The sequence below is a fragment of the Bradyrhizobium algeriense genome, assembly GCF_003062295.1.
Lineage (GTDB): Bacteria > Pseudomonadota > Alphaproteobacteria > Rhizobiales > Xanthobacteraceae > Bradyrhizobium > Bradyrhizobium algeriense.
Genome location: NZ_PYCN01000053.1, coordinates 1 through 21,902, shown reverse-complemented (window position 1 = coordinate 21,902; position 21,902 = coordinate 1). Strand labels below are relative to the sequence as shown.

Annotated in this window: 16 protein-coding genes and 3 pseudogenes; 12 read left to right on the top strand and 7 right to left on the bottom strand. The window is 62.2% G+C overall.

The window, feature by feature from the left end:
* Nucleotides 1-105, top strand: a 105-nt coding sequence (locus C7G61_RS39615; protein WP_145963526.1) for a transposase, incomplete at its 5' end; no start/stop codon positions are given.
* Between the two features lie 72 nt (nucleotides 106-177).
* On the opposite strand, the gene C7G61_RS39610 is transcribed toward C7G61_RS39615, so the two are convergent.
* The 5 genes and pseudogenes from C7G61_RS39610 to C7G61_RS39590 all read right to left on the bottom strand — a co-directional run bounded on the left by C7G61_RS39610 (nucleotide 178) and on the right by C7G61_RS39590 (nucleotide 5,218).
* Complete coding sequence (locus tag C7G61_RS39610; protein ID WP_338026175.1) at nucleotides 178-345, bottom strand: hypothetical protein; 168 nt, start codon at nucleotides 343-345, stop codon at nucleotides 178-180.
* A gap of 485 nt (nucleotides 346-830) precedes the next feature.
* Nucleotides 831-1,937: a DNA polymerase IV gene (gene dinB / locus C7G61_RS39605; protein WP_108523023.1), complete on the bottom strand. Its 1,107-nt coding sequence runs from the start codon at nucleotides 1,935-1,937 to the stop codon at nucleotides 831-833.
* Complete coding sequence (locus tag C7G61_RS39600) at nucleotides 1,934-2,659, bottom strand: SOS response-associated peptidase (protein WP_108523022.1); 726 nt, start codon at nucleotides 2,657-2,659, stop codon at nucleotides 1,934-1,936. Before C7G61_RS39600 ends, dinB begins: the two co-directional genes overlap by 4 nt.
* Nucleotides 2,660-2,714: 55 nt before the next feature.
* A complete protein-coding gene (locus tag C7G61_RS39595) occupies nucleotides 2,715-3,140 on the bottom strand; it encodes a thermonuclease family protein (RefSeq protein WP_108523021.1) in 426 nt (141 codons plus the stop codon).
* Between the two features lie 15 nt (nucleotides 3,141-3,155).
* Nucleotides 3,156-5,218 (bottom strand): annotated as a pseudogene (locus C7G61_RS39590) (ATP-dependent helicase).
* Nucleotides 5,219-5,625: 407 nt separating this feature from the next.
* On the opposite strand from C7G61_RS39590, the gene ku reads away from it, so the two are divergent.
* The 3 genes from ku (at nucleotide 5,626) to C7G61_RS39575 (ending at nucleotide 7,585) form a co-directional block, all read left to right on the top strand.
* Entirely contained in the window at nucleotides 5,626-6,555 is a 930-nt protein-coding gene (ku, locus tag C7G61_RS39585) for a non-homologous end joining protein Ku (RefSeq protein WP_108523020.1), read from the top strand.
* Between the two features lie 65 nt (nucleotides 6,556-6,620).
* Nucleotides 6,621-7,124 carry an NUDIX hydrolase gene (locus tag C7G61_RS39580; protein ID WP_108523019.1) on the top strand — a complete coding sequence of 168 codons (504 nt, stop codon included), beginning with the start codon at nucleotides 6,621-6,623 and terminating at the stop codon, nucleotides 7,122-7,124.
* On the top strand, nucleotides 7,121-7,585 hold the full coding sequence (locus C7G61_RS39575) for a metallophosphoesterase family protein (protein ID WP_108523018.1): 465 nt from the start codon (nucleotides 7,121-7,123) through the stop codon (nucleotides 7,583-7,585). Before C7G61_RS39580 ends, C7G61_RS39575 begins: the two co-directional genes overlap by 4 nt.
* An 83-nt stretch (nucleotides 7,586-7,668) precedes the next feature.
* Here the strand turns inward: C7G61_RS39575 and ligD are convergent, their stop codons facing one another.
* Complete coding sequence (ligD, locus tag C7G61_RS39570; protein ID WP_108523017.1) at nucleotides 7,669-8,616, bottom strand: non-homologous end-joining DNA ligase; 948 nt, start codon at nucleotides 8,614-8,616, stop codon at nucleotides 7,669-7,671.
* 153 nt (nucleotides 8,617-8,769) lie between these two features.
* Here ligD and C7G61_RS39565 point away from each other — a divergent pair, with 153 nt between their 5' ends.
* Nucleotides 8,770-9,381: a cell envelope biogenesis protein TolA gene (locus C7G61_RS39565; protein ID WP_108523016.1), complete on the top strand. Its 612-nt coding sequence runs from the start codon at nucleotides 8,770-8,772 to the stop codon at nucleotides 9,379-9,381.
* Between the two features lie 27 nt (nucleotides 9,382-9,408).
* Here C7G61_RS39565 and C7G61_RS39560 read toward each other — a convergent pair whose 3' ends face one another.
* Complete coding sequence (locus C7G61_RS39560; protein ID WP_108523015.1) at nucleotides 9,409-9,672, bottom strand: hypothetical protein; 264 nt, start codon at nucleotides 9,670-9,672, stop codon at nucleotides 9,409-9,411.
* 775 nt (nucleotides 9,673-10,447) lie between these two features.
* On the opposite strand from C7G61_RS39560, the gene C7G61_RS39550 reads away from it, so the two are divergent.
* From C7G61_RS39550 to C7G61_RS39520, 7 genes and pseudogenes are all read left to right on the top strand, one after another.
* On the top strand, nucleotides 10,448-11,404 hold the full coding sequence (locus tag C7G61_RS39550) for an ArdC family protein (protein ID WP_108523014.1): 957 nt from the start codon (nucleotides 10,448-10,450) through the stop codon (nucleotides 11,402-11,404).
* Nucleotides 11,405-11,509: 105 nt separating this feature from the next.
* Nucleotides 11,510-13,624 carry a ParB/RepB/Spo0J family partition protein gene (locus tag C7G61_RS39545; RefSeq protein WP_108523013.1) on the top strand — a complete coding sequence of 705 codons (2,115 nt, stop codon included), beginning with the start codon at nucleotides 11,510-11,512 and terminating at the stop codon, nucleotides 13,622-13,624.
* A 278-nt stretch (nucleotides 13,625-13,902) separates the two neighbouring features.
* A complete protein-coding gene (locus tag C7G61_RS39540; RefSeq protein ID WP_108523012.1) occupies nucleotides 13,903-18,126 on the top strand; it encodes a strawberry notch family protein in 4,224 nt (1,407 codons plus the stop codon).
* Entirely contained in the window at nucleotides 18,126-19,184 is a 1,059-nt protein-coding gene (locus C7G61_RS39535; protein WP_108523011.1) for a DUF7146 domain-containing protein, read from the top strand. Before C7G61_RS39540 ends, C7G61_RS39535 begins: the two co-directional genes overlap by 1 nt.
* Nucleotides 19,185-19,526: 342 nt before the next feature.
* Nucleotides 19,527-20,451, top strand: a pseudogene (locus C7G61_RS39530) (DUF2493 domain-containing protein).
* Nucleotides 20,452-20,590: 139 nt separating this feature from the next.
* Nucleotides 20,591-21,073: a hypothetical protein gene (locus C7G61_RS39525; protein ID WP_108523010.1), complete on the top strand. Its 483-nt coding sequence runs from the start codon at nucleotides 20,591-20,593 to the stop codon at nucleotides 21,071-21,073.
* A 549-nt stretch (nucleotides 21,074-21,622) separates the two neighbouring features.
* Nucleotides 21,623-21,793 (top strand): annotated as a pseudogene (locus C7G61_RS39520) (DUF736 family protein); the annotation flags it as partial.
* Between the last annotated feature and the right edge of the window lie 109 nt (nucleotides 21,794-21,902).

Here is a 21,902-nt window from a genome sequence, read left to right as displayed (position 1 = left end):
AGAGGCTTCCGCCAGTTCCTCCTGCGCAGCATCGACAAGGTCAAAGCCGAATGGGCCATGATCTGCATCGCCCACAACCTCGCAAAACTCGCCGCCGCACGCTGAGGAGAACCTGTCTCCCCAAAAAGCTTCAGAACCCGCCTCGCTTAATCCTAAGTCCATTATAGGGACAGGCTCCTAGCCGGAATAGGTCTGAAATCTCCCCCGCACATAGGCGTGACAGACGGCCTCCATCAGTTTGCTCACCTCAGATTCCAAATAGTCATTCGCGACGATCAGCGTGCGGATCGCCGATCGCATGTCGCCGTCGCACGCCGCGATGGCCTGATCGACAGCCGCCTCCAATCCGCTCGTGTCCTGTGCGTTCGGTTCTGAACCAGAGGACGTAACGCTGCTCAGGTTGACCGGCTGGCGCCAATGTTCCGATTTTGTTCTCGTGGAGTCAACTCGTCGTTTCAAGCCTCCCTGAACCCTGATGCAGGAGAATTCCGAGTGGCTACACCGTCCAGGGACGCCAGCTTCGTTACGATGGCCTGGCTCTTTGCCGCGATGACAAGCGACGTTACAGCGTCAGCGCCAGCAAACTCACCTCGGAGGAAGCGCGTCGGATCAGAAAGGCAATCAGCCTCCCTAGTTCATGATGCAGCGTCAGGGCTTTTAGTCGCGTGGGGGCGGGCCTCGCTGGCGGGCCGATCGCCGTCACGTCGCCTTGGAGGACACCTTCATTCGTGCGCAACGCGACAGGAAGAGCGTGATCGTCTTCTCCCAAAGATCCTGTCGGGACAGATTGAACTCAACGATCGACCCGAAAAGGAAGCGACGTCACGCGATTACATCGGCAGCGCCAACTGTAGTTCTGCGTCGTCGACATGCTGCAGCGCTGATAGCGAGACTCCCAGAAGCCGGACCGGCTTGGGGACCGGCATCTCGTTGTGCAGTAAAGCGATCGATAGGCGTTCGAGATCGCTGCGGCTCGAAATCGCGACGGGGACGGATCTGCTGCGCGTGATGATCTCGAAGTCGTTGAACTTCATTTTAAGCGTCACCGTGTGTCCCCGGTTGCCGGCGCCTTCGCAGTATCGCCAGACCTTGTCGATGAGCGGCTCGAGTTCGACGACCATGGCGTCGAAGTCGGTGAGGTCGATAGAGAACGTGTTTTCGGCGCCGACGGATTTTCGGATCCGGTCGGCGCGGACCTCACGGTTGTCGACGCCCCGCGAGATCCAGTAGTAGTAGCTTCCGGCCTTCCCGAAGTTTGCCTGCATGAATTCGAGCGACTGGTTGCGCATGTCGAGGCCGGTGTACAAACCGAGAGAATTCATCTTGGCGCCGGTGGCCGGCCCGATGCCGTGGAATTTGCCGACCGGCAAGGCTTCGACGAACGCCGGGCCCATCTCGGGTGTGATGACGTACTGTCCGTTCGGCTTGCGGTGATCGGAGGCGAGCTTCGCCAGAAACTTGTTGTAGGAGATGCCGGCCGAAGCGTTGAGGTTGGTTACTTCCTTGATCTTCGCACGGATCGCGAATGCGACGTCCCGGGCCAACGGAATGCTCTGCAGATTTTCGGTCACGTCGAGGTAGGCCTCGTCCAGCGACAGCGGCTCGATGATTGGTGTGTGCTCTGCGAAGATCTCACGGATCTGCTGGGAGACCGCCTTGTAGACCGCGAAGCGCGGCTTCACGAAGATCAGATCCGGACACTGCCGCTTGGCGGTTACCGAGGGCATAGCCGACCGAACGCCGAACTTGCGGGCTTCGTAACTCGCGGCCGCCACGACACCCCGCTCCTGGGACCCGCCGACGGCGACCGGCTTGCCGCGGAGATCCGGATTGTCCCGTTGCTCGACGGACGCGTAGAAGGCGTCCATGTCGACGTGGATAATCTTGCGCTGGCGGCCCGGGGGAACTGTCTGGTCGTCATCGTCCTCGACGGTCACGTTGGCTGCCCGGCCAGATCTTCCTTGACGCCGCGGGCGACGATTTTGAGCGAGCCGTCCGAAAGCGGCCGCTGCAGCTTCAAGACCTCGTCCGGAGGAGCCGTCATCCAGGTCTCGACGTCTTCCGACGTCGTCAGAATCACAGGCATCGCCTTGGGGTGGATGGTGCCGACCTCGGCGTTAGCCTCAGTCGTAAGAAAAGCGAAGAGGTCGTTGTCAGTCTCGCCTTCCTTGACCTTCCGGACGGAGGTCCAGTTGGTCCAGATGCCGGCGAAGCAGGCAAGGGGGCGCGTCTCGTCGAGTGCGAACCAGATGTCGCCGCCTTCGACCTTGTTGAATTCGCTGAAGGAGTTGAACGGCACCACGCAACGGTTCTCAACGCCGAGCCAGCGGGTCCAGTGTTTGCTCTTTACATTGCGGATGTTGGTCGTGCCGCCGTCCGGCTCCATTCTAAGCAATTCATTGAAGTCGACCGGCTTGCCCTTGGCCTGCAGCTTTTCGGCTCGTTTTTTGGTGGCGTCCATCAACGCCTTTGATGATGATGGCATTCCCCACCGCGCCGTGGCGAGTTCGCGGCCCCCGGCTCCGTTGCGCACGATCGGTGCCTTGTAGTCGGGAAATACGCCGGGCATCGGCGCCAGATTGCCGACATACCGGTTGATCACCCGAAACAGCGCGATGATGGCGGCCTGGTTGGTGGTGATCGAATAGAGATTACACACGGGGGTCTCGTCTGTTTTGACGGCCGCGCGAACGGCCCTTGAACGGCGTCGAATCCTATTTGCGCGAGCAGGTGGTGTCGCTGATCTTGTACCTGCCGCCGGAGAATTTGGGCCAGTCGCACGCGGTGCCGGACCTGGTCATCTGTTCCGCGATATCAAACTTGTCGAGGAAGCACTGTGCCACGATGCGGTCCCGACTGGTAGGTCGAGACCGCCCGTCGCAGACGGTGCCTTCACCCACTTGCAGACAATGGACCGTCTTGCCCTCGATCATGCTCGACAGCACGCCGGCGGCCTGTCCGTAACCAGCTTGCCCGCGTTCGGGGGCGTCGATTCCGCAGATCCTCACGCGTACTTTGGCGCCATCGGCTTCCATGGTGAAGGTGTCTCCGTCCGACACGGCCAGAACCTTTCCCAGGTAGTCCGCCGCTATCGCTGGCGAACAAACAAATGCGGCGACCATGGCGATGAGTAATCTCATTTCGGTATCTCCCGGCTACCGCCACATTCCCCGCATGCGGGCGCCTATATCGACTTTGGGTCCTTGGCCGGCGGTGCGCGCCCCGGCACCGGCGGGCACAAGAGGCCAGGCCGTCCGCTCGAACAGACCCAACAGCTTTTCGGGAATGAAGCGGGTCCTGGAGGCATAGAGATGACGATCGCCCTGCGCGTGCTGGCCGTGGACGAAGAACCGCTGCGGTACGACCAGATGGAGGTCATCCTTGGCGCGGGTCATGGCGACGTAGAGCAGGCGACGTTCCTCCTCGATCTCGGCCGAGGTGCCGGCACCAAGGTCAGAAGGCATGCAGCCATCCACGACGTTGAGCAGATAGACCGACTTCCACTCCTGGCCCTTGGCGGAGTGGATCGTCGACAGGATCAGGTAATCCTCGTCGAGCAGCGGCACGCCGGCCTGGTCGCTGGTCGCGTCGGGCGGATCCAGCGTGAGCTCGGTCAGGAAGCGCTCGCGCGAAGAATACCCGGAAGCGATCTGCTCGAGCTGGAGCAAGTCAGCCCGCCGTGTATCGGCGTCTTCATGGATGCGGTCGAGATGCGGTTCGTACCAAAGGCGCGCACGCTCCAGATCGACAGGCCATTCCGAATATCGGAGATTGCCCAAGGTCTCGACGAAGCCCTTCCAGTCGTCACCGGCGCGCGGTGGCGTTGGGATGCACGCGAGCGCAGCGATAGGGTCGGCGGCCTCCGCCATGCGGTCGAGCACGCGCTGCGCGGTGGCGGAGCCAATGCCGGGCAACAGATGCAGCAGACGGAATCCGGCGACACGATCGCGCGGATTTTCGACGAACCGCAGCAACGCCAGCATGTCCTTGATGTGGGCGGCGTCGAGAAACTTCAGTCCGCCAAACTTCACGAACGGGATGTTCCGGCGCGTCAGTTCGATTTCAAGCGGGCCGCTGTGGCTGGATGTCCGGAACAGCACGGCCTGCTCCTTGAGGAGCGTACCGGACTCGCGATTCTCCAGAATGCGTTCGACGATGAAGCGAGCCTGGTCGGCTTCGTCGCGAACCGAGACGAGTTGCGGCTTCGCCCCGGAGGTGCGCTCGGTCCACAGGTTTTTGGTGAAGCGTTCCTTCGCAAGACCGATGACGCCGTTGGCGGCGGCGAGGATCGTCTGCGTCGAGCGATAATTGCGGTCGAGCGTGATAATGCTCGCAGGCGGCGAGAACTGGTCGGAAAGTCCAGAATATTGCGCACGGTCGCGGCGCGGAACGAGTAGATCGATTGGGCGTCATCGCCGACGACTGTCAGGCCTCGTCCTCCGGGCTTCAGCGCCAGCAGGATCGAGGACTGCAGGCGGTTCGTGTCCTGATACTCGTCGACCAGGACGTGATCGAAGCGGCTGCCGATGTCGTCGGCGAGACCGGCGTGGCCGACCATCTGCGCCCAGTAGAGCAGGAGGTCGTCGTAGTCGAGCACGTTCTGTTTTTGCTTGGCCTCGACATAGGCCGCGAACAGTTCCTTCAGTTCCGTCGACCACCCGGAGCACCACGGATACGATGTGCCGATGACCTGCTCGATCGGCATTTCGGCGTTGACGCAGCGCGAATAGATGGAAAGGCAGGTGCCTTTGGTCGGGAAGCGGCTTTCAGTCTTCGAGAAGCCTTTCTCATGCCTGACCAGGTTCATGAGGTCGGCGGAGTCTTCGCGGTCGTGAATCGTAAAGGCCGGGTCCAGACCGATCTGTTCGGCGTACTCGCGCAACAGGCGGGCACCGATGCCGTGGTAGGTGCCGGCCCAGGTCAGCGCGTCGGTCATGACGCCGGCGTTGTTGCCCATCACCTTCCGTGCGATCCGTTCGACCCGCTTGGTCATCTCGGACGCGGCGCGACGTGAAAACGTCATCAATAGGATCCGGCGCGGATCGGCGCCCTGGACGATCAGATGGGCGACCCGATGGGCGAGGGTGTTGGTCTTTCCGGAGCCTGCGCCGGCGATGACGAGCAGGGGCGGTGCCGCCAATCCTCCCTCAGCGCCGTGCTCCACGGCCCGCCGCTGCTCGGGATTGAGGGTTTCGAGGTAGGCGGTTGCCGTCTGCACCTTGGGGGTCCATTCATGGCCGGAGTAAACGACGGTCGATGATTCCTGCTGTGATCGCAACCTAGTCCTCCCCTCGGGGGTGACGCGGCTGCCAACCAAGTTGGAGCAAGGTCGCCGACGGACGCCGCCCCGCCTTGGCGCACTTGCGGCAGCGCAGACGGCTTGCAAGATCGTGCACGAAGGTGGTCGGCGGGTGCTTGAGGGCTGCCAGATCGACGTCGTTCGGGGTCGGCATGCGCCAGCTCGCGGGTCGGTCTGTCATTCCGAATTAGAACATAAAGAGAACAAAAGTCGAGTCCGCTTAGGCCAGCGGCGGAGAAAAAATCACCCTGTTGGGAAGGCCGCGATGTCGGAACCAAGCTGAGTGGATCGTCTTGAATCCGGCATCAGGATTGGAGTTCCCCACCATGGCCCCCCGCGCTAACTGGAAAGGCTTCCTGCGCCTTTCTCTCGTCACCTGTCCGGTAGCGCTCTATCCGGCCACGTCGGAATCCGAAAAGGTCTCGTTCAATCAGCTCAACCGGAAGACAGGCCACCGCATCAAATACGCCAAGGTGGACGCCGATACCGGCGAGGAGGTCGCCAACGAGGATATCGTCAAGGGTTACAAGGTCGACACCGATACCTTCATCGAGGTGACGAAGGAGGAGCTCGAGAACATCGCGCTGGAATCGACGCGAACCATCGAGATCGACGAGTTCGTCGACCGCAGCGAGATCGATCCGAGATATCTGATTCGCCCCTACTACCTCGTGCCGGACGGCAAGGTCGGGCACGACGCCTTCGCCGTCGTCCGCGAAACGATCCGTGAGATGAACAAGGTCGCGATCGGTCGCGTGGTGCTGACCAATCGCGAGCACATCATCGCGCTGGAGCCGCTCGACAAGGGGCTGATGGGGACGCTGCTGCGCTATCCGTACGAAGTGCGTTCCTCGGACGAGTATTTCGACGACATCCAGGATGTCAAAGTCACCAAGGACATGCTCGATCTCGCCAGGCACATCGTCAATCAGAAAGCGGGCCACTTCGATCCGGACAAGTTCGAAGACCAGTACGAAACTGCCCTTATCGATCTCATCAACCAGAAGCGTGCCGGCAAGCCGATTACCGCGAAAGCGCGACCGCGTGGCGAGAATGTCGTCGATTTGATGGACGCGCTGCGCAAGAGCATCGGAGGAGGCGCGGCGGCAGAGACAGAGGCGCCGAAGAAGCCAGCCAAGAAGGCGCGTAAGGCGGTGGCCGGGCAGAAGGAAATGCTGATGCCGATCGCCGGCAAGAAGCAGGCGAAGGAGACGGCGAAGAAGCCGGCGGCTAGGCCGCAGCGCAAGTCGGCTTAAGCGAATCGTTAAGCATCCAGTGACGCCAGACGGCCGTTATTTCGTCGTCCGCGGCAGGGAGCAATATGGCTGCGCTGAAAAAGACTTCCAGGAGATCGATGTTGAGTGCGGGCATTCTCGCACACCGCAAGGGCGCTCGCGGGCTCGAGGTCCTGCTCGTTCATCCCGGCGGTCCGTTCTGGCGCAAGAAGGACAATGGCGCATGGTCCATTCCGAAGGGCGAAATCGATGCCGCGGATGCTCCAGAGCACGTCGCGCGGCGCGAGTTTGCCGAAGAACTCGGCCCGAGCGCTTCGATTGGTCCACTGCAGGCCCTGGGGGAGGTCCGACAGCGAGGAGGGAAGCGCGTTATCGCATTCGCCGGCGAGGGCCATTTTGACCCGGCGGCACTGACCAGCAATACGTTCGATATCGAATGGCCGCCCCGAAGCGGTCGACGGCAGAGATTTCCCGAAGTGGACCGCGCGGAATGGTTCAATATCGAGTTCGCGCGGACGAAGATGCTGTCCGGGCAGGTAGAGCTTCTCGATCGTCTTTTGGCGATCGCGGTTGAGAGCGCCGGGAAATGATGTTCAGGATTGGAATCATTTCGGACACGCACGGCCTGTTGAGGCCCGAGGCGGAACGAGGCCTCACGGGCGTCGATCACATCATCCATGCCGGCGACATCGGGCGTCCCGAGATCGTCGACGCGCTTCGCCGGATCGCCCCTGTCACCGCCATCCGTGGAAACGTGGACAGTGGCGAGTGGGCCCGCGAATACCCCGACACGAAGCTCGTGCGCTTGGCGGGAAAGTCAATCTACGTTCTGCACGACCTGAAGACGCTGAAGGCCTATCCCGGCGCCGGCATCGACGTCATCGTCTCCGGCCATTCCCACGTGCCGAAGATCGACACGGTCGGTGGCGTTCTCTACCTGAATCCCGGCAGCGCGGGACGCCGGCGCTTCAAGCTGCCGATCACGCTTGCGACGCTCGAAGTCACGCGTGAGGGCGTGCGACCGGAAATCCACGAGCTTAGAGGCGACTGAGCGCACCAGCGCGCAGGGAGTTCACAGCGGAGGAGGCGAAGCGTTAATTCGTTCCGTTTGCCGGTTAGGCCCGAAGGGAAGCGCTATTTGCGCGGACGTTCTCGCTCGCGCACGACATCCTTCGCCCGCTTGTCGGACCTGAGCCCGAGGTAGACGGGCTGGCGCAGTTCGCCCTTGCTCGTCCACTCCGCGAATTTGACCTCGGCCACCAACGAGGGCTTGACCCAAGTCGTCGCGGCCTCGTCCTTCACTTTGGCAGGAAAAGGTGACTTAGAGGTCGTCAGCTTCACGAGCTTGGCATGGAGCTCTTCCAGGACCTTGTGGCTGAAGCCAGTGCCGACATGTCCGACGTAGCGCCATGCGTCGCCTTCCCGCACGGCGAGGACCAGGGCGCCGAAAAACGGCCTGGTGCGCCTGGGCGCCGTGAAACCAGCGATCACCACTTCCTGTCGCTTTGCCGTCTTGATCTTCAGCCAATCCGGGGTCCGGCTTCCGGACGAATACGCGCTGTCGGCGCGCTTCGCCATGATCCCTTCGAGACCCTTCCGCTCGGCCTCGGCGAAGAATTTCGTGCCGTTCCCTTTACGGTGAGCGCTAAAGGCGATCAGCTTGTCGCGCGGCAGAATTGCCTTCAGCCGCTTCTTGCGCTCGAGAAGAGGCTGCTTGCGCAAGTCCGCTGCGTTCTCGAACATGAGATCGAAGGCACAATACAGCAGCTTCGCTTCATGGCGCAGCGCGTTTTGAAGCAGCTGGAAATGCGAGACGCCGTCCTTTCCGATCGCGACGAGCTCGCCGTCGATCACGGCGTCGCCCTTCACGCCCTCCAGCGCTTTGGCGACCTCGATATAACAGCGGCTCATAATCTTGCCGTTGCGGCTGTAGAGCGCAACCTTGCCCCGCCGGATTTCCGCGATCATCCGGAAGCCATCGTACTTGTCCTCAAAAACCCAGCCGGGGTCGTCGAACGGCGCGTCGGTGAGCGTAGCGAGTATCGGCTGTAAGCGCTTGGGCAGGGTCGACGTCCGGCTCATTCAAGGGCCAATCCTTCAGAGCGCGTTGCGTAATGCATGGACGTCCTTCAAGAATGAGGGAACGCTCAAAGCCATGGCATGTTCCGTCAGACGCCGCGACCAATCCCAGAGTGCGCGACGTTGACTATCGAACGGGAAGGGCTGATCAGACCGATGGCCAGAAAACTCAAGACCTACCAGACTTCGCTAGGTTTCTTCGATCTGGCGATCGCCACTCCCTCCATGAAAGCGGCTCTGGAAGCGTGGGGCGCAGACAGCAATCTCTTCCACCAGGGAGCGGCGAAGGAAAGTGACGATCCGGACGTCATCGCCGCGGCCATGGCGAATCCTGGCGTCGTTCTCAGGCGCCCGGTTGGCACCGACCGACCTTTCAGCGAACATGCCGAACTGCCCACCGATCTTGGCGGCGGAGGACCAACGAAAGCCGTCCGCAAGTCGAAAGGCCCAAAGGCGAAGCAGCCTTCCCCTCGCCCCGTCGACAAGGTTGCGGAACGAAAGGCCGCTTTCGACTACGAACGGGAACGGAGGAGCCGCGAGCTTGAACGGGCGAAGGAAGAGGCCGCCAGGCAGAAGGAGCGTGAACGCCGTCAGGCGGTCGACAAGGCGCAGGCTGCGTTGGACAAGGCCGAGCAGGAGCACGCGAAGCGCGCCGCCGCCATCCAGGCGGAGGTCGAGGCTCTCGAGAAGAGCTCGCAGGCCGAAAAAGCCCGCTGGGATAAGGAGAAAGAGCGATTGGAAGCCGCGCTGCGCCGCGCGCGGGGGTAGTTTCTGCCATGCTCGGCGCCGGTCCTTCTAATCAGCAGGGCATTCTGGGCAGGTATCACCGATCGAGTTCAGCACGTCGCGAACCTCGGCCGCCGCTGCATCAGGGGTGACCCCTGCTGGCGGGTCTTCACGGGCGATATCAATCGCTCGCTCCCAAGCATGCGGATCGGCGCGGTCCTGCATCCAACCGTGCTCCTCGCACTCGCGGATGGCGCCAGCTTCCTGGAGCACGTCAATCGCCCATCCGCGCATCGTCCGTATCGCCGGCCTTTGTTCACGGGTCATCAGCATAGAAATCGCTCCTGATACGGCGAATCGTTTTCTCCGTCATTCGTTCCGCTGCTAACACATGGCTGGGATTCGCAATGGCGGGAACTCAGGGTTTGGCGTGATACCGCCCGCGAACGGTGCGCTTCAGGTTACGCGCTAGGTAGCTGGGCGACGGATGGCCGAATTTGCCACCGGAAACTGTGCTCGGGCGGGCGGTGAAGACTCAAAGAAGCGATTTCCGATGCTTCTATGCCGCGCAGACAAACGCTCGCGAAGAATCCAAAGCCCCAGCTCAGCTCTTCATTTCCGGTTGTGCGCGTCCGGCAAGTGCCGGACCGGGCTCTCGTGAACCGAGCCGCAAAGCTGCGTCTCGGCCTTCGGCTTCGATCCCTCGCGCAAGAGCTGCGGAGCTCCTCGCCGGGGGCACTCGGGAAAGGGGCCCGCCGTCATGAAGTATGCCGGCGTCGCTATCACTGCCCCGTTCCCGGGTGCCCTCTTAACCGGTCTCGTCGCTGCACTCGGTCCCGCGTGCCGCCTTCGGCGTCGCTATGCTCACGCTCCTGCGGGTGCCATTTTCCGTTGAGGCGATGCGCCCTTGGCGCACCCTGATCGAGGCCTGCGCTAGGCACATCAAGCAGGGCCAACCGAGCTCTTGTAAGCCGACCCACGCGGCGTCTCGGTCACACGGGTGTAGACCCCTCACGCAAGAGGCTGAGAGTAAGAGTGCCGCCCGGGTTTGCCGTGACGGGTTGAAGGCTGCGAGAGAGGCTCGTGGCGCCTGTCGCGGAGACCCGCGATGTCAAACCATACTGCTCGCGCCGGTCAGGACCGGGCGACCCTCTATGACGAAATCACCGACAGGATTATTGCCGAGCTTGAGGCCGGCCGGGTGCCCTGGGTCCAGCCCTGGGGTACGGCCGCGGCCAAAGCGCCGCTGGCGATGCCGAAAAACGCCTCGACTGACCGGCAATACAGTGGCGTAAACATCCTGATCCTTTGGGGAGCCGCGATCGAACGCGGATTTACCGGCCAAAGTTGGCTCACTTTCCGCCAGGCGCTCTCCCTTGGAGGTCACGTCCGCAAGGGTGAACGCGGTACCACCGTCGTTTATGCCGACCGGTTCGTGCCCACTGACGAAAGACGACGCGCCGCCGAGACCGGCGAAGAAGCACAGGCAATTCCATTCCTCAAGCGATTTACCGTTTTCAACACCGATCAGTGTGAAGAACTGCCCGACGAGATCGCCACCGCTGCGCCCCCACCGCCGCCGGGCTTGATCGAACCCACAGTCGAAGCCCTGATCAAGGCCAGCGGAATCCCATTTCGGATTGGTGGAGATCGCGCATTCTATGCAACAGCCGAGGATTATGTACAGGTCCCGCCGCCGCAGGCCTATTTCGAACCGATCAACTGGCACCGCACGGCGCTGCATGAACTGGGTCATGCGACCGGACATCGCTCGCGTCTCAACCGTGACCAGGGCGGATCCTATGGCACGAGAAAGTACGCCTTCGAGGAACTGGTCGCTGAACTCAGTGCCGCGTTCAGCTGCGCGTCGCTCGGGATCGTGCCGACCGTGCGCCATGCCGACTATATCGGCTCCTGGCTTGAAGTCCTGCGCGAAGACAATCGAGCCATCGTGCGCGCCGCCTCGCAGGCGAGCAAGGCCGCGGACTATTTGCTCGGCTTCGTTCCTGAACCCATTGTCTCCGGTTCGCTGGACTCGGCTGTCGCCGATCACCAGGCGGCGTGATGCTTCGCCTGCTGCGGCCGCGCGAGAGTGAGAGGAGGGGACGCTGTTCGCGACGGGTTGGAAGCCGAGAGAGAGTCTCACGGCTACCCGTCGTGGAGAGCAAAAATGACGAAAGCCGTACAGAAAATCACGCTGTCGCCTTCCCGGGACATTCCCTTCAACAAGCTCGTGCTCAGCCAGTCGAACGTCCGCCGCGTGAAAGCCGGTGTCTCGATCGAGCAGCTAGCCGAAAGCATTGCGCAGCGTACTCTGCTGCAGAGCCTGAGTGTCCGGGCTGTCGTCGATGCAGATGGTAACGAGACCGGCATGTTCGAGGTGCCGGCGGGCGGCAGGCGCTACCGGGCTCTCGAGCTTCTGGTGAAACAGAGGCGCATGTCGAAGACGCAGGCGGTGCCGTGCGTCGTTCGTGAAGGGGGCATTGCCGAGGACGATTCGGTGGCGGAGAACGATGAGCGGGTAGGCCTGCACCCGCTTGATCAATTCCGGGCCTTCCAAACGCTCCGCGATCTCGGCATGACCGAGGAAGATATTGCCGCGCGACATTTCGTGAAGCCTGCGATCGTCAAGCAGCGCCTGCGCCTGGCGTCGGTCTCGCCGAAGCTGCACGAGGTCTATGCCGAAGACGGCATGACCCTCGAGCAACTCATGGCATTCTCGGTCACGGCCGATCACGCCCGCCAGGATCAGGTCTGGGAGAACGTCAGCCGATCCGGTTATGACGAGCCATACCAGATCCGCCGCATGCTCACCGAGAAGACGGTACCCGGGTCCGATCGCCGTGCGCAGTACGTCGGCATCGATGCCTACGAGCAGGCCGGAGGTCCGGTCTTGCGCGATTTGTTCGAGAATGACGATGGCGGTTGGCTGCAGGACGTCGCTCTGCTCGATCGTCTCGTCACGGAGAAGCTAAAGTCCGAGGCCGAGACAATCGCGGCAGAAGGCTGGAAGTGGATCTCGGTCGCCGTCGATTTCCCATATGGCCACACCGGTGGCTTGCGAGAATTGGAGGGAAAGCCCGTCGATGTCACGGTCGAGGAGCAGGCGACCATTGATGCGCTCAACGCCGAGCATGACAGGCTAGAGGCCGAATATCAGGATGCGGACGAGTTGCCCGACGCGGTCGACCAGCGTCTCGGCGAGATCGAAGCGGCGCTGCTGGCTTTCGAAGACCGATCCGTGGTCTACGATCCCGCCGACATCGTTCGCGCCGGGGTCTTCGTCAGCATCGATTCCGAGGGCCGGCTCTCGATAGATCGGGGTTATGTCCGACCGGAGGACGAGGCACCTGTGGGCGATCCAGAAATCGGCCAGGGCGCCGATACGTCGTCGACGGGAGGCCAAGAGGTTGCGGCCTCGGTGCCCGGCGCGGTCATTTCGGTCGCGGGTGGCCCGACTGAGGCTGAAGAGGACGACGAGGACGTTACAAAACCTTTGCCGGATCGACTCCTCATCGAGCTGACGGCACATCGCACACTGGCGTTGCGGGATGCGCTGGCGGAAAATCCGGCGATAGCCTTCCAGGCGGTGCTGCACAACTTCGTTCTCGCGACCTATTACCGGTTCGCTTCGTCCGGGAGCTGTCTTGAGATCGGGCTTCGTACACCAACGTTTCCCGTTCAAGCCCCTGGGCTGAGGGAAAGCGAGTCTGCGAAGGCCGTTGAGGCGCGGTATGAGTCCTGGAAAGCGAGGTTGCCGCAGAGCGAGAACGATCTCTGGGATGCACTGACCGCCCTCGATGGCTGCGGACAGGCCTCCCTGTTCGCTCACTGCGCATCATTTGCGGTGAACGCACTTTACGAGCCGGCTAACCGCTACAATCAAGGCCGTGTCTCCGCCCACGGCGTTCGTACCCGGCTTGACCAAGCCAATATTTTGGCGCGAGCCGTCGGGCTCGACATGGTCCAGGCAGGGTGGAGGCCAACCGTCGACAACTATCTCGGCCGCGTTACAAAACCCCGCATCCTCGAAGCGGTTCGGGAAGCGAAAGGCGAGCAGGCGGCGCAACTGATCGACCATCTGAAGAAGACGGATATGGCGACGGAGGCCGAACGTCTTCTCGACGGTGTCGGCTGGCTGCCGGAGCCGCTCCGTCTCGTCGACGTTACGGCGGCGCAGGAGCAGGACGGTGAAGCCGGGCCGCTACCGGAATTTCTCACCGACGACGATGATCGAGACAGCGCCAGCGACGACGATCGGCCACAACTGGACGCCGCAGAATGATTTTTTGATCGCGCGACGGCTCCGGCTGCCGCGCACGCTTTGGGGGCCGGCGCGCAGCGCCGGTCCCCTTTTTCACGAGAAGGCTAAGAGGGAGAGGCCGGCCGGGAAGGGTTTGAACCGTCTCGGTCCGAGAGAGCGCCGGATGGTTCGACCCATTCCCGCTCTCCCGAGACATCCTGCCATGACCGAACTAACTCGTTAGCGGCACCGCCGCGCCGCTTTCAGTCCGTGCCACCGCATCTCTCACCTCCGCCGTCGTCAGGGCCGCGCGACAGCTTTTGACCGATCTCGAACGCGGCCGTCGCATCGATGCCGCTGTCCTGCGCGGCGCGATGGAGGCTGCCTTCGGCGCCTCTGATGCGACCGGCGCCTGGAACTGGAAAATCGCCTACGACGCCTGCGAGGTGGCGACCGTCCTGTTCCTTCGCAAATTCGGCTCGGCCATTCGTGCCAAGGCCGGTTCGCCGGCTGCCATGCTGCCGATGCTTACGAAGATCGCGACCTGCCTGCCTACCCATACCCGGCGTTCCCTGGAAAGCGAGGTGATGCAACAATTCTCGACGCCGATCCCCCTTGGTCTGGCGGCATGCACCGCGGCTGGCATTACGCCAACCGATCGCGTCCTGGAACCCTCGGCGGGGACCGGCCTGCTCGCCATTTTTGCGGAGGTAGCTGGCGGCACCGTCGTGTTAAACGAGTTGGCTGAGGCCCGCGCCGACTTGCTCGATCATCTGTTTCCCGCGGCTGATGTAACGCGATTCGACGCCGCACAGATCGACGATCATCTCGATGTCGATATTGTTCCGAGCGTGGTCCTGATGAACCCGCCATTCTCGGCAATGGCGGACGTCGATCGCCGCATGGCGGACGCAACCCTCCGGCACGTCACTTCGGCGCTAGCGCGCCTTTGCGACGGCGGGCGTCTCGTCGCCATCACCGGCGCCACCTTCGCCTATGATGATCCAGCGTGGATCGACGCCTTCGTCCGTCTCCAAGAACGGGCTCGCGTCGTATTCTCTGCCGCGATCGGTGGCGCTGTCTTTGCGAAGCACGGGACACGCACCGACACGAGGCTGCTTGTGATCGACAAGCAGCCCGCCATCGATCCGACCGTGTTCCCTGTCTCACCTGGCATGGCGAGCGATGTCGCCACATTGCTTGACTGGGTGACCAAGCATGTTCCTCCCAGGCTACCAGTCATCACTCCGGTCGTGGTCGATGCCATCAGACGTCCTGCGATCCCACGAACGGTCGGGGCTTCTGCAACGCGTCCGTCGTCTACATCGGCGATCCCGGCACCAGAAGGCGTAGAACTCACCTACGAGACGGTCAGCTGGACGCCGCCGGAGGGCGTCCAACTGACCGATGCGCTTTATGAAGGATATGGATTGCAGTCGATCCGTATTCCCAAATCGCATGCGCATCCGACTAAACTCGTTCAGTCGGCGGCAATGGCCTCCGTTGCACCTCCGAAGCCATCCTATCGGCCGCATTTGCCTTCGAGTTTGGTCGTAGATGGAGTCCTGTCGGACGCCCAGCTTGAAAGCATCATCTATGCGGGCGAGGCGCATTCGAAATTTCTCGCGGGCTCCTGGACGGTCGATGCGACTTTTGACGTCGTAGCGGCCGCACCAGACGACGCTTCGAATGTCGTCCGCTTTCGCCGCGGCTGGTTCCTGGGCGACGGTACAGGAGCGGGCAAGGGACGGCAGGTCGCTGGCATCCTGCTCGACAACTGGCTCAAGGGTCGCCGTCGCGCGGTCTGGATCAGCAAGTCAGACAAGCTGATCGAGGATGCGCAGCGCGACTGGTCAGCGCTCGGCATGGAGCGCCTTCTGGTAACGCCGCTGTCCAGATTCCGCCAGGGGACTCCGGTCCGGCTCGCGGAAGGTGTCCTGTTTACGACCTACGCTACGCTACGCACCGACGAGCGAGGAGAAAAGCTTTCACGTGTGCAGCAGATCGTCGAATGGTTGGGCCCGGACTTCGACGGCGTCATCATCTTTGACGAGAGCCACGCGATGCAGAACGCGGTTGGCGGTAAAGGCGAGCGCGGTGACCAGGCAGCGTCCCAGCAAGGGCGCGCGGGGCTTCGCCTCCAGCACGCACTGCCGAATGCCCGCGTCGTCTACGTCTCCGCGACGGGCGCCACGACGGTGCATAATCTTGGCTACGCCCAGCGGCTCGGTTTGTGGGGTGGCGACGACTTTCCATTCGCCACCCGTGCGGAATTCGTCGAGGCAATCGAGGAAGGTGGCGTTGCGGCAATGGAGGTGCTGGCGCGTGACCTCAAGGCGCTAGGTCTCTATGCGGCGCGATCCCTGTCTTACGAAGGTGTCGAGTACGAACTTATCGAGCACCAACTCACGCCCGAACAGGTCCGGATATATGACGCCTATGCCGGCGCATTCAGCATCATCCACAATAACCTCGAGGCCGCCATGCGGGCCGCCAACATCATGGGCGAGACCGGCACGTTGAATGGACAAGCGAAGTCTGCGGCCCGGTCGGCCTTCGAAAGCGCCAAGCAGCGCTTCTTCGGCCATCTGTTGACCTCGATGAAGACGCTGTCGCTGATTCGCTCGATCGAGCGCGATCTTGACGCTGGACACTCCGCTGTCATCCAGATCGTCTCGACCGGCGAGGCGCTGATGGAACGCCGCCTTGCGGAGATCCCGACCGAAGAGTGGGCCGACGTCCAGGTCGACATCACCCCGCGCGAATATGTGCTCGACTATCTCGCTCATTCCTTCCCGGTTCAGCTCTACGAGCCCTTCACCGACTCGGAAGGCAACCTCTGCTCCCGGCCTGTTTATCGCGACGGCCAACCGGTCGAGAGCCGGGAAGCCGTCGCGCGCCGCGGCCGCCTGATCGAGAAACTTGCCTCGCTGCCTCCGGTCCCTGGAGCACTGGATCAGGTCGTCCAGCGCTTCGGCACGGACATGGTCGCCGAAGTGACCGGTCGCTCGCGCCGGATCGTCCGCAAGGGTGATCGGCTGGTGGTCGAAAGCCGCGCGGGCTCGGCCAACCTCGCCGAGACCTCGGCGTTCATGGACGACGTCAAGCGTATCCTGGTGTTCTCGGACGCAGGCGGCACAGGGCGCAGCTATCATGCCGAGCTGTCGGCGCGGAATAGGCGACTGCGCGTCCATTACCTGCTCGAACCCGGTTGGAAAGCGGACGCCGCCATTCAGGGCCTCGGCCGCACCAACCGGACCAACCAGGCGCAACCGCCGCTGTTTCGGCCCATTGCGACCGACGTGAAGGCCGAAAAGCGTTTTCTCAGCACCATTGCCCGCAGGCTCGATACGCTAGGGGCCATCACGCGCGGTCAGCGGCAGACCGGGGGGCAAGGTCTGTTCCGTCCCGAAGACAATCTCGAAAGCCAATACGGCCGGGATGCATTGCGTCAACTCTACATGCTGCTGGCGCGGGGCAAGATCGACGGTTGCTCGCTCGACAGGTTTGAGGACGCGACCGGCCTGAAGCTAACGGATACCAATGGGCTGAAGGACGAGCTGCCGCCCATTACGACCTTCCTCAACAGGTTGCTGGCGCTCACCATCGAGCTGCAGAACATCCTCTTCGCCGCCTTCGAGCAGTTGCTGACCGCTCGCATCGAGGGCGCGATCGCATCAGGCATCTACGACGTCGGCTTGGAAACGCTCCGCGCCGAGAGCTTTATCGTCACTGACCGGCGGACGATTTATGCCCATCCGGCGACCGGCGCCGAGACCAGGCTTCTCACCATCAGCCAGCGCGAACGCAATCATCCGTTGCGGCTGGATGAGGCCCTTGATCGGCTCTGCGACGCGCGCGCCATCCTGCTGATCAACGAGCGTTCGGGACGTGCGGCCGTTCAAATTCCCGCTCCGAGTTTCATGCTTGACGATGGCGAGATCGAGCGACGCGTCCGATTGATCAGACCAATGGAGCAGCACAGCGTCCCCTTGAGGATGATGGCAGAAAGCCATTGGGTCGAAGCGGATCGTGCGCGCTTCGTTGCGGCCTGGCAGGCGGAGCTTGCGGAGGTGCCCGAGTTCACGGATAGCACCATCCATGTAGTGTCGGGGTTACTGCTGCCGATCTGGAAACGACTGCCGAACGAGTCGACCCGCGTCTATCGGCTGCAGACCGACGCCGGCGAGCGCGTCATCGGCCGCAAGGTTTCTGCCGCCTGGGTTGCGAACGTCCTTACCTCGGACACGCCGAAATTGGCGCCAGATGCCGCCTTCGCCGCGCTGTTGGCGGGCCGGACCGCTCTTGACCTCGCCGAAGGGCTCCAGCTTCGCCGCGTCCGGGTCATGGGTGCACACCGCATTGAGCTATCCGGGTTCGACGACGTGATGCGTGATCGACTGCGGGCTTACGGCCTTTTTGCGGAGATCATCTCCTGGAAGCTGCGCATGTTCGTGCCATCAGATGTTCGAGGCGTTGAGGTCCTGTCGAGGGTCCTCGACCACTACGCTATCGAACGCATCGCTGAACGGGAAGTCGCGTAATGCCCCGCGATGCGGGCGAATTGGCTCACCGCCTCGCGCGCGAGGCCGAAGCGGTGTGTCGTTACTATCTCTCCAACGGCCGGCGGGAGGGGCGGTACTGGCTGGTTGGCGATGTTCACAATACGCCGGGTCGCTCGATGTTTGTGCGTCTTCAGGACTCGACGAAAGGGCCCGGCGGCAAATGGACCGATGCTGCGACCGGGGAGCATGGCGATCTCCTCGATGTCATCCGCGAAAGCCGAGGCCTGCGTGACTTTCGGGAGATTGCCGAGGAGGCAAGACGCTTTTTGAAGCTCCCTCGCACCAAACCAGATCTCGCCCCAAAGCGAGTTTGTCCACCAGCACCGTCTGGATCACAAAAGGCCGCAAGACGACTGTTTGCGATCTCTGGTCCAATCCAGGGGACTCTGGCCGAGACATATTTGCAGCGTCGCGGAATCGCGCATGTCCGTCATGGTGGCAGCTTGCGCTTCCACCCACGCTGCTATTATCGACCCGATGAACACATGCCGACCGAAGTCTGGCCGGCAATGATCGCTTGCGTCACGGATATCGCTGGTCGGATCACTGGCGTGCACCGCACCTGGCTCGATCCGGTGGACTTCGATCGCGTTCGCCTCGGCAAAGCTCCGATCGATACACCAAGACGGGCGATGGGCGATCTGCTGGGCAACGCGGTTCGCTTCGGCGTAGCCGATGACGTGCTTGCCGCCGGTGAAGGGATCGAGACCATGCTGTCGCTACGCTGTGCGATGTCGACCTTGCCGATGGCCGCAGCACTCTCCGCCAATCACCTCGGCGCTATCGACTTCCCGTTGAGCTTGCGCAGGCTCTACATAGCTCGCGACGCCGATGCCGCCGGAGACACGGTGGTGGCAGTTCTGACGCAGCGCGCAAAAGCCGCCGGCATCGAAGCGATCGCGTTGTCGCCTCGGCTGGGTGATTTCAATGAAGATCTGCATATCTTCGGCCTCGACGCCCTCCGGGCAGCGTTGTGGATGCAGTTCGTACCGGAGGATGTCGATCGCTTTTTGCTTTCGCCTACTTTCGTCGCATAAGGCCAGCCCCGCTTCGATACCGCCAAATCAGTCAAAGGGGCAGCACCTTGTCGGACTCGGTCGCACCCACGGCCTTCTAGAGGGCGATCGGACGGCAACCGGCCCGGGCCGGCAATGGCTGCGCCCAGCTATTTTCCGCCGCGCGCCGGCGACGCGAGAACACATCTTGGACGATTGAACCGCGCGCTTTGCATCGCGAAGCAAAATAGCCGGCCTCCGCCATCCTCCGCTGTCGCTGCGGCCCTTCGCTTTGCTTCGGGTTCTGGCCCGTTCCGCCCGCCGGCTGAGGGATCGCCACGAAGGCCGCGATGGGCGCGGCCGATCCGACAAGGGACCTCTCCCATGACCGATCATGACGACATCGAACCAACGCACGCCTCATCTCCGACCGTCCACGTCCTTAACGAACTGCAACTCTTCGGTTACCGTCCATTCGACGACCTGCCCGATCCGAGACCGCTTCCGGAGGGCAAGATGATCACCGGCGCTGTCGCCGATATCTTCGACGCCCTGGTCGCGACCCTGAGCGACACCCGACTTGAACCGGATCTCGAGGACCTGCTCTGGTCGACCGTCAATCTGTTCCACCGTGCTGCGGATCGGATCGAACGCGAACTCGACAACAATGAGCAAGCGCAACGCAAGGGCCTGCTCGAGCAGAACGGCTCGGAAGTGAGATCGGTCGAACTGGAGCGCCTGACGGGCGAAGGCATTACGCTGATCGAGCGCCGCAATTGTCTGGAACTGTTTCGCGATCAGGCGATCGAGCGCTTTGAGATCCACACCGGTTCGATCTGGCGCCCCCGATCGGGTTCACTGGTGAACCATCGCACGCTTACCGCAGCGATGATCGACTCCAGAGACTACCTCGCCGCCAAACGCCGCGCCGAGACCGAGGTCATGTTGCCGCCCGGTCCGAAGATCGCCCTGACGGGTGGCCTCGACTTCAACGATCATCACCTGATCTGGGATCGCCTCGACAAGGTACGCGGAAAACATTCCGACATGGTCCTGATCCATGGCGGGTCGCCAAGAGGGGCCGAACTGATCGCCGCCAAATGGGCTGTCAACCGCAAGGTACCTCAGGTCGCTTTCAAGCCGGATTGGATCAAGCACGCCAAAAGCAGCGCCGTTCAAACGCAACGACGCCATGCTCGAACTACTGCCAATCGGTGTCATGCATTTCCCTGGCACGGGAATTCAAGACAATCTTGCCGACAAGGCGAAGCGCCTGGGCATTGCCGTCTGGAAGTTCGGCGGCGCGTGAGCGCCGTCTTGGCTACCTTCCGAAATTCGCGGAGTTGCATACGCCGCAACTCCGCCAATTTTCGACTTTATGTCCAAAACTGCGCCGCGGTGGTGGTGGAAGGCGCGACCGTTCCATCTATGAAAACGGAGCCACCACCATGCTTGCCCTTGGACTTGTTCTCAACACCGTCTGCCTTGGCGTGTTCTGCTGGCTGATTTTTGCGCTTGCGGTCTATGCCGTGCCGTTTTTCGTCGCCGTCGGCATCGGCATCTCGGCGCTTAATAGCGGCGCTAGCGTTATCGGCGCGCTGTTCGTTGGTATTGTCGCCGGCGGATCGACGCTGGTTATGAGTCAAATCGCTTTTGCAATGACACGGTCTACGATCTTGCGTGCAGGGATCGGCGCCATTTTCTCCGTCCCGGCCGCCATCGCCGGCTATCATGTGGTTCTCGCGATGTCGCAGCTTGGAGCGCCCTCCCTAGCATGGCGGGAGATCTTCGCTTGTCTCGGCGCAGTTTCCGTTGGCGCTACGGCATGGATGCGGTTGACCCTCTTCGCAGAATCCCGCCCGTTGGTGCCGAGCGGGGCGGTTGGGAGTGGGCCTCAGGCGACTTTCACGGGCGCCACCCGCGGCGGATAATCCTCAGCTACCTTCGACGTCGAGCAGGTTCGCGTAAATCGGCGCATTAGAGAATCGTCAAGTTTGAGCGACAAGGTGCACGTCTCCTGCTAGAGGCCATCGAGCAGACTGCCCCGATCTCGGCTCGGCCCACAAGGATTCGATGTTGAGGCGTTCCGTTCGAGAGGCGTTTGTCGGCTGACAATGCCGCCATTTCCCGCACCCCGTTTCTTTCTCTACTCTAAATCGTTCCCACCTCTTGTTTGCCACAACCGAGATACGCCAGTCTTCTCCCGACATTGTAGTTCAGCACGCGGACGCACGTGGCCTCTTTGATGGCTCGATCTGGCCGAAGACCGGCTACGCCTCGATCGTCTGAGCCGCAACGCCGTCGCTTAAGACTTTCTTCCCCTGGGCTAACGCCCATTCCTCGCGAGGCAAGAAAGTCTTCACGCCGGCGTCCTCCGCTGCGCTGCGGCCCGAGCGGGTGCGTCGCCGATCGTCTTCCGCCTGTAGATCGCCATCGAGGCCGCGGTGGTCGCGGGCTCGAAACACAACAGGAGAAGTGACATGGCTACCATCGGTTCTTTCAAGAAGGTCGGTAACGATTTCCAGGGCGAGATCGTCACACTGAGTTTGCAGGCCAGGGGCGTCCGCATCGTTGCAGAAGCCAACCGCTCGAACGACAACGCCCCCAGCCACCGCATCTACGTTGGCCGTGCGGATTATGCGAAGCGGAGCATTATGCGGAGCGATGTCGTCTGAGCGCAGGTTTTCCGCGGGTTTCTGGCTCGCCGCGCTCCACATAATCCCGAGGGAAGAGCTGCGACGGCTCGGCGGGCGAGCCGTC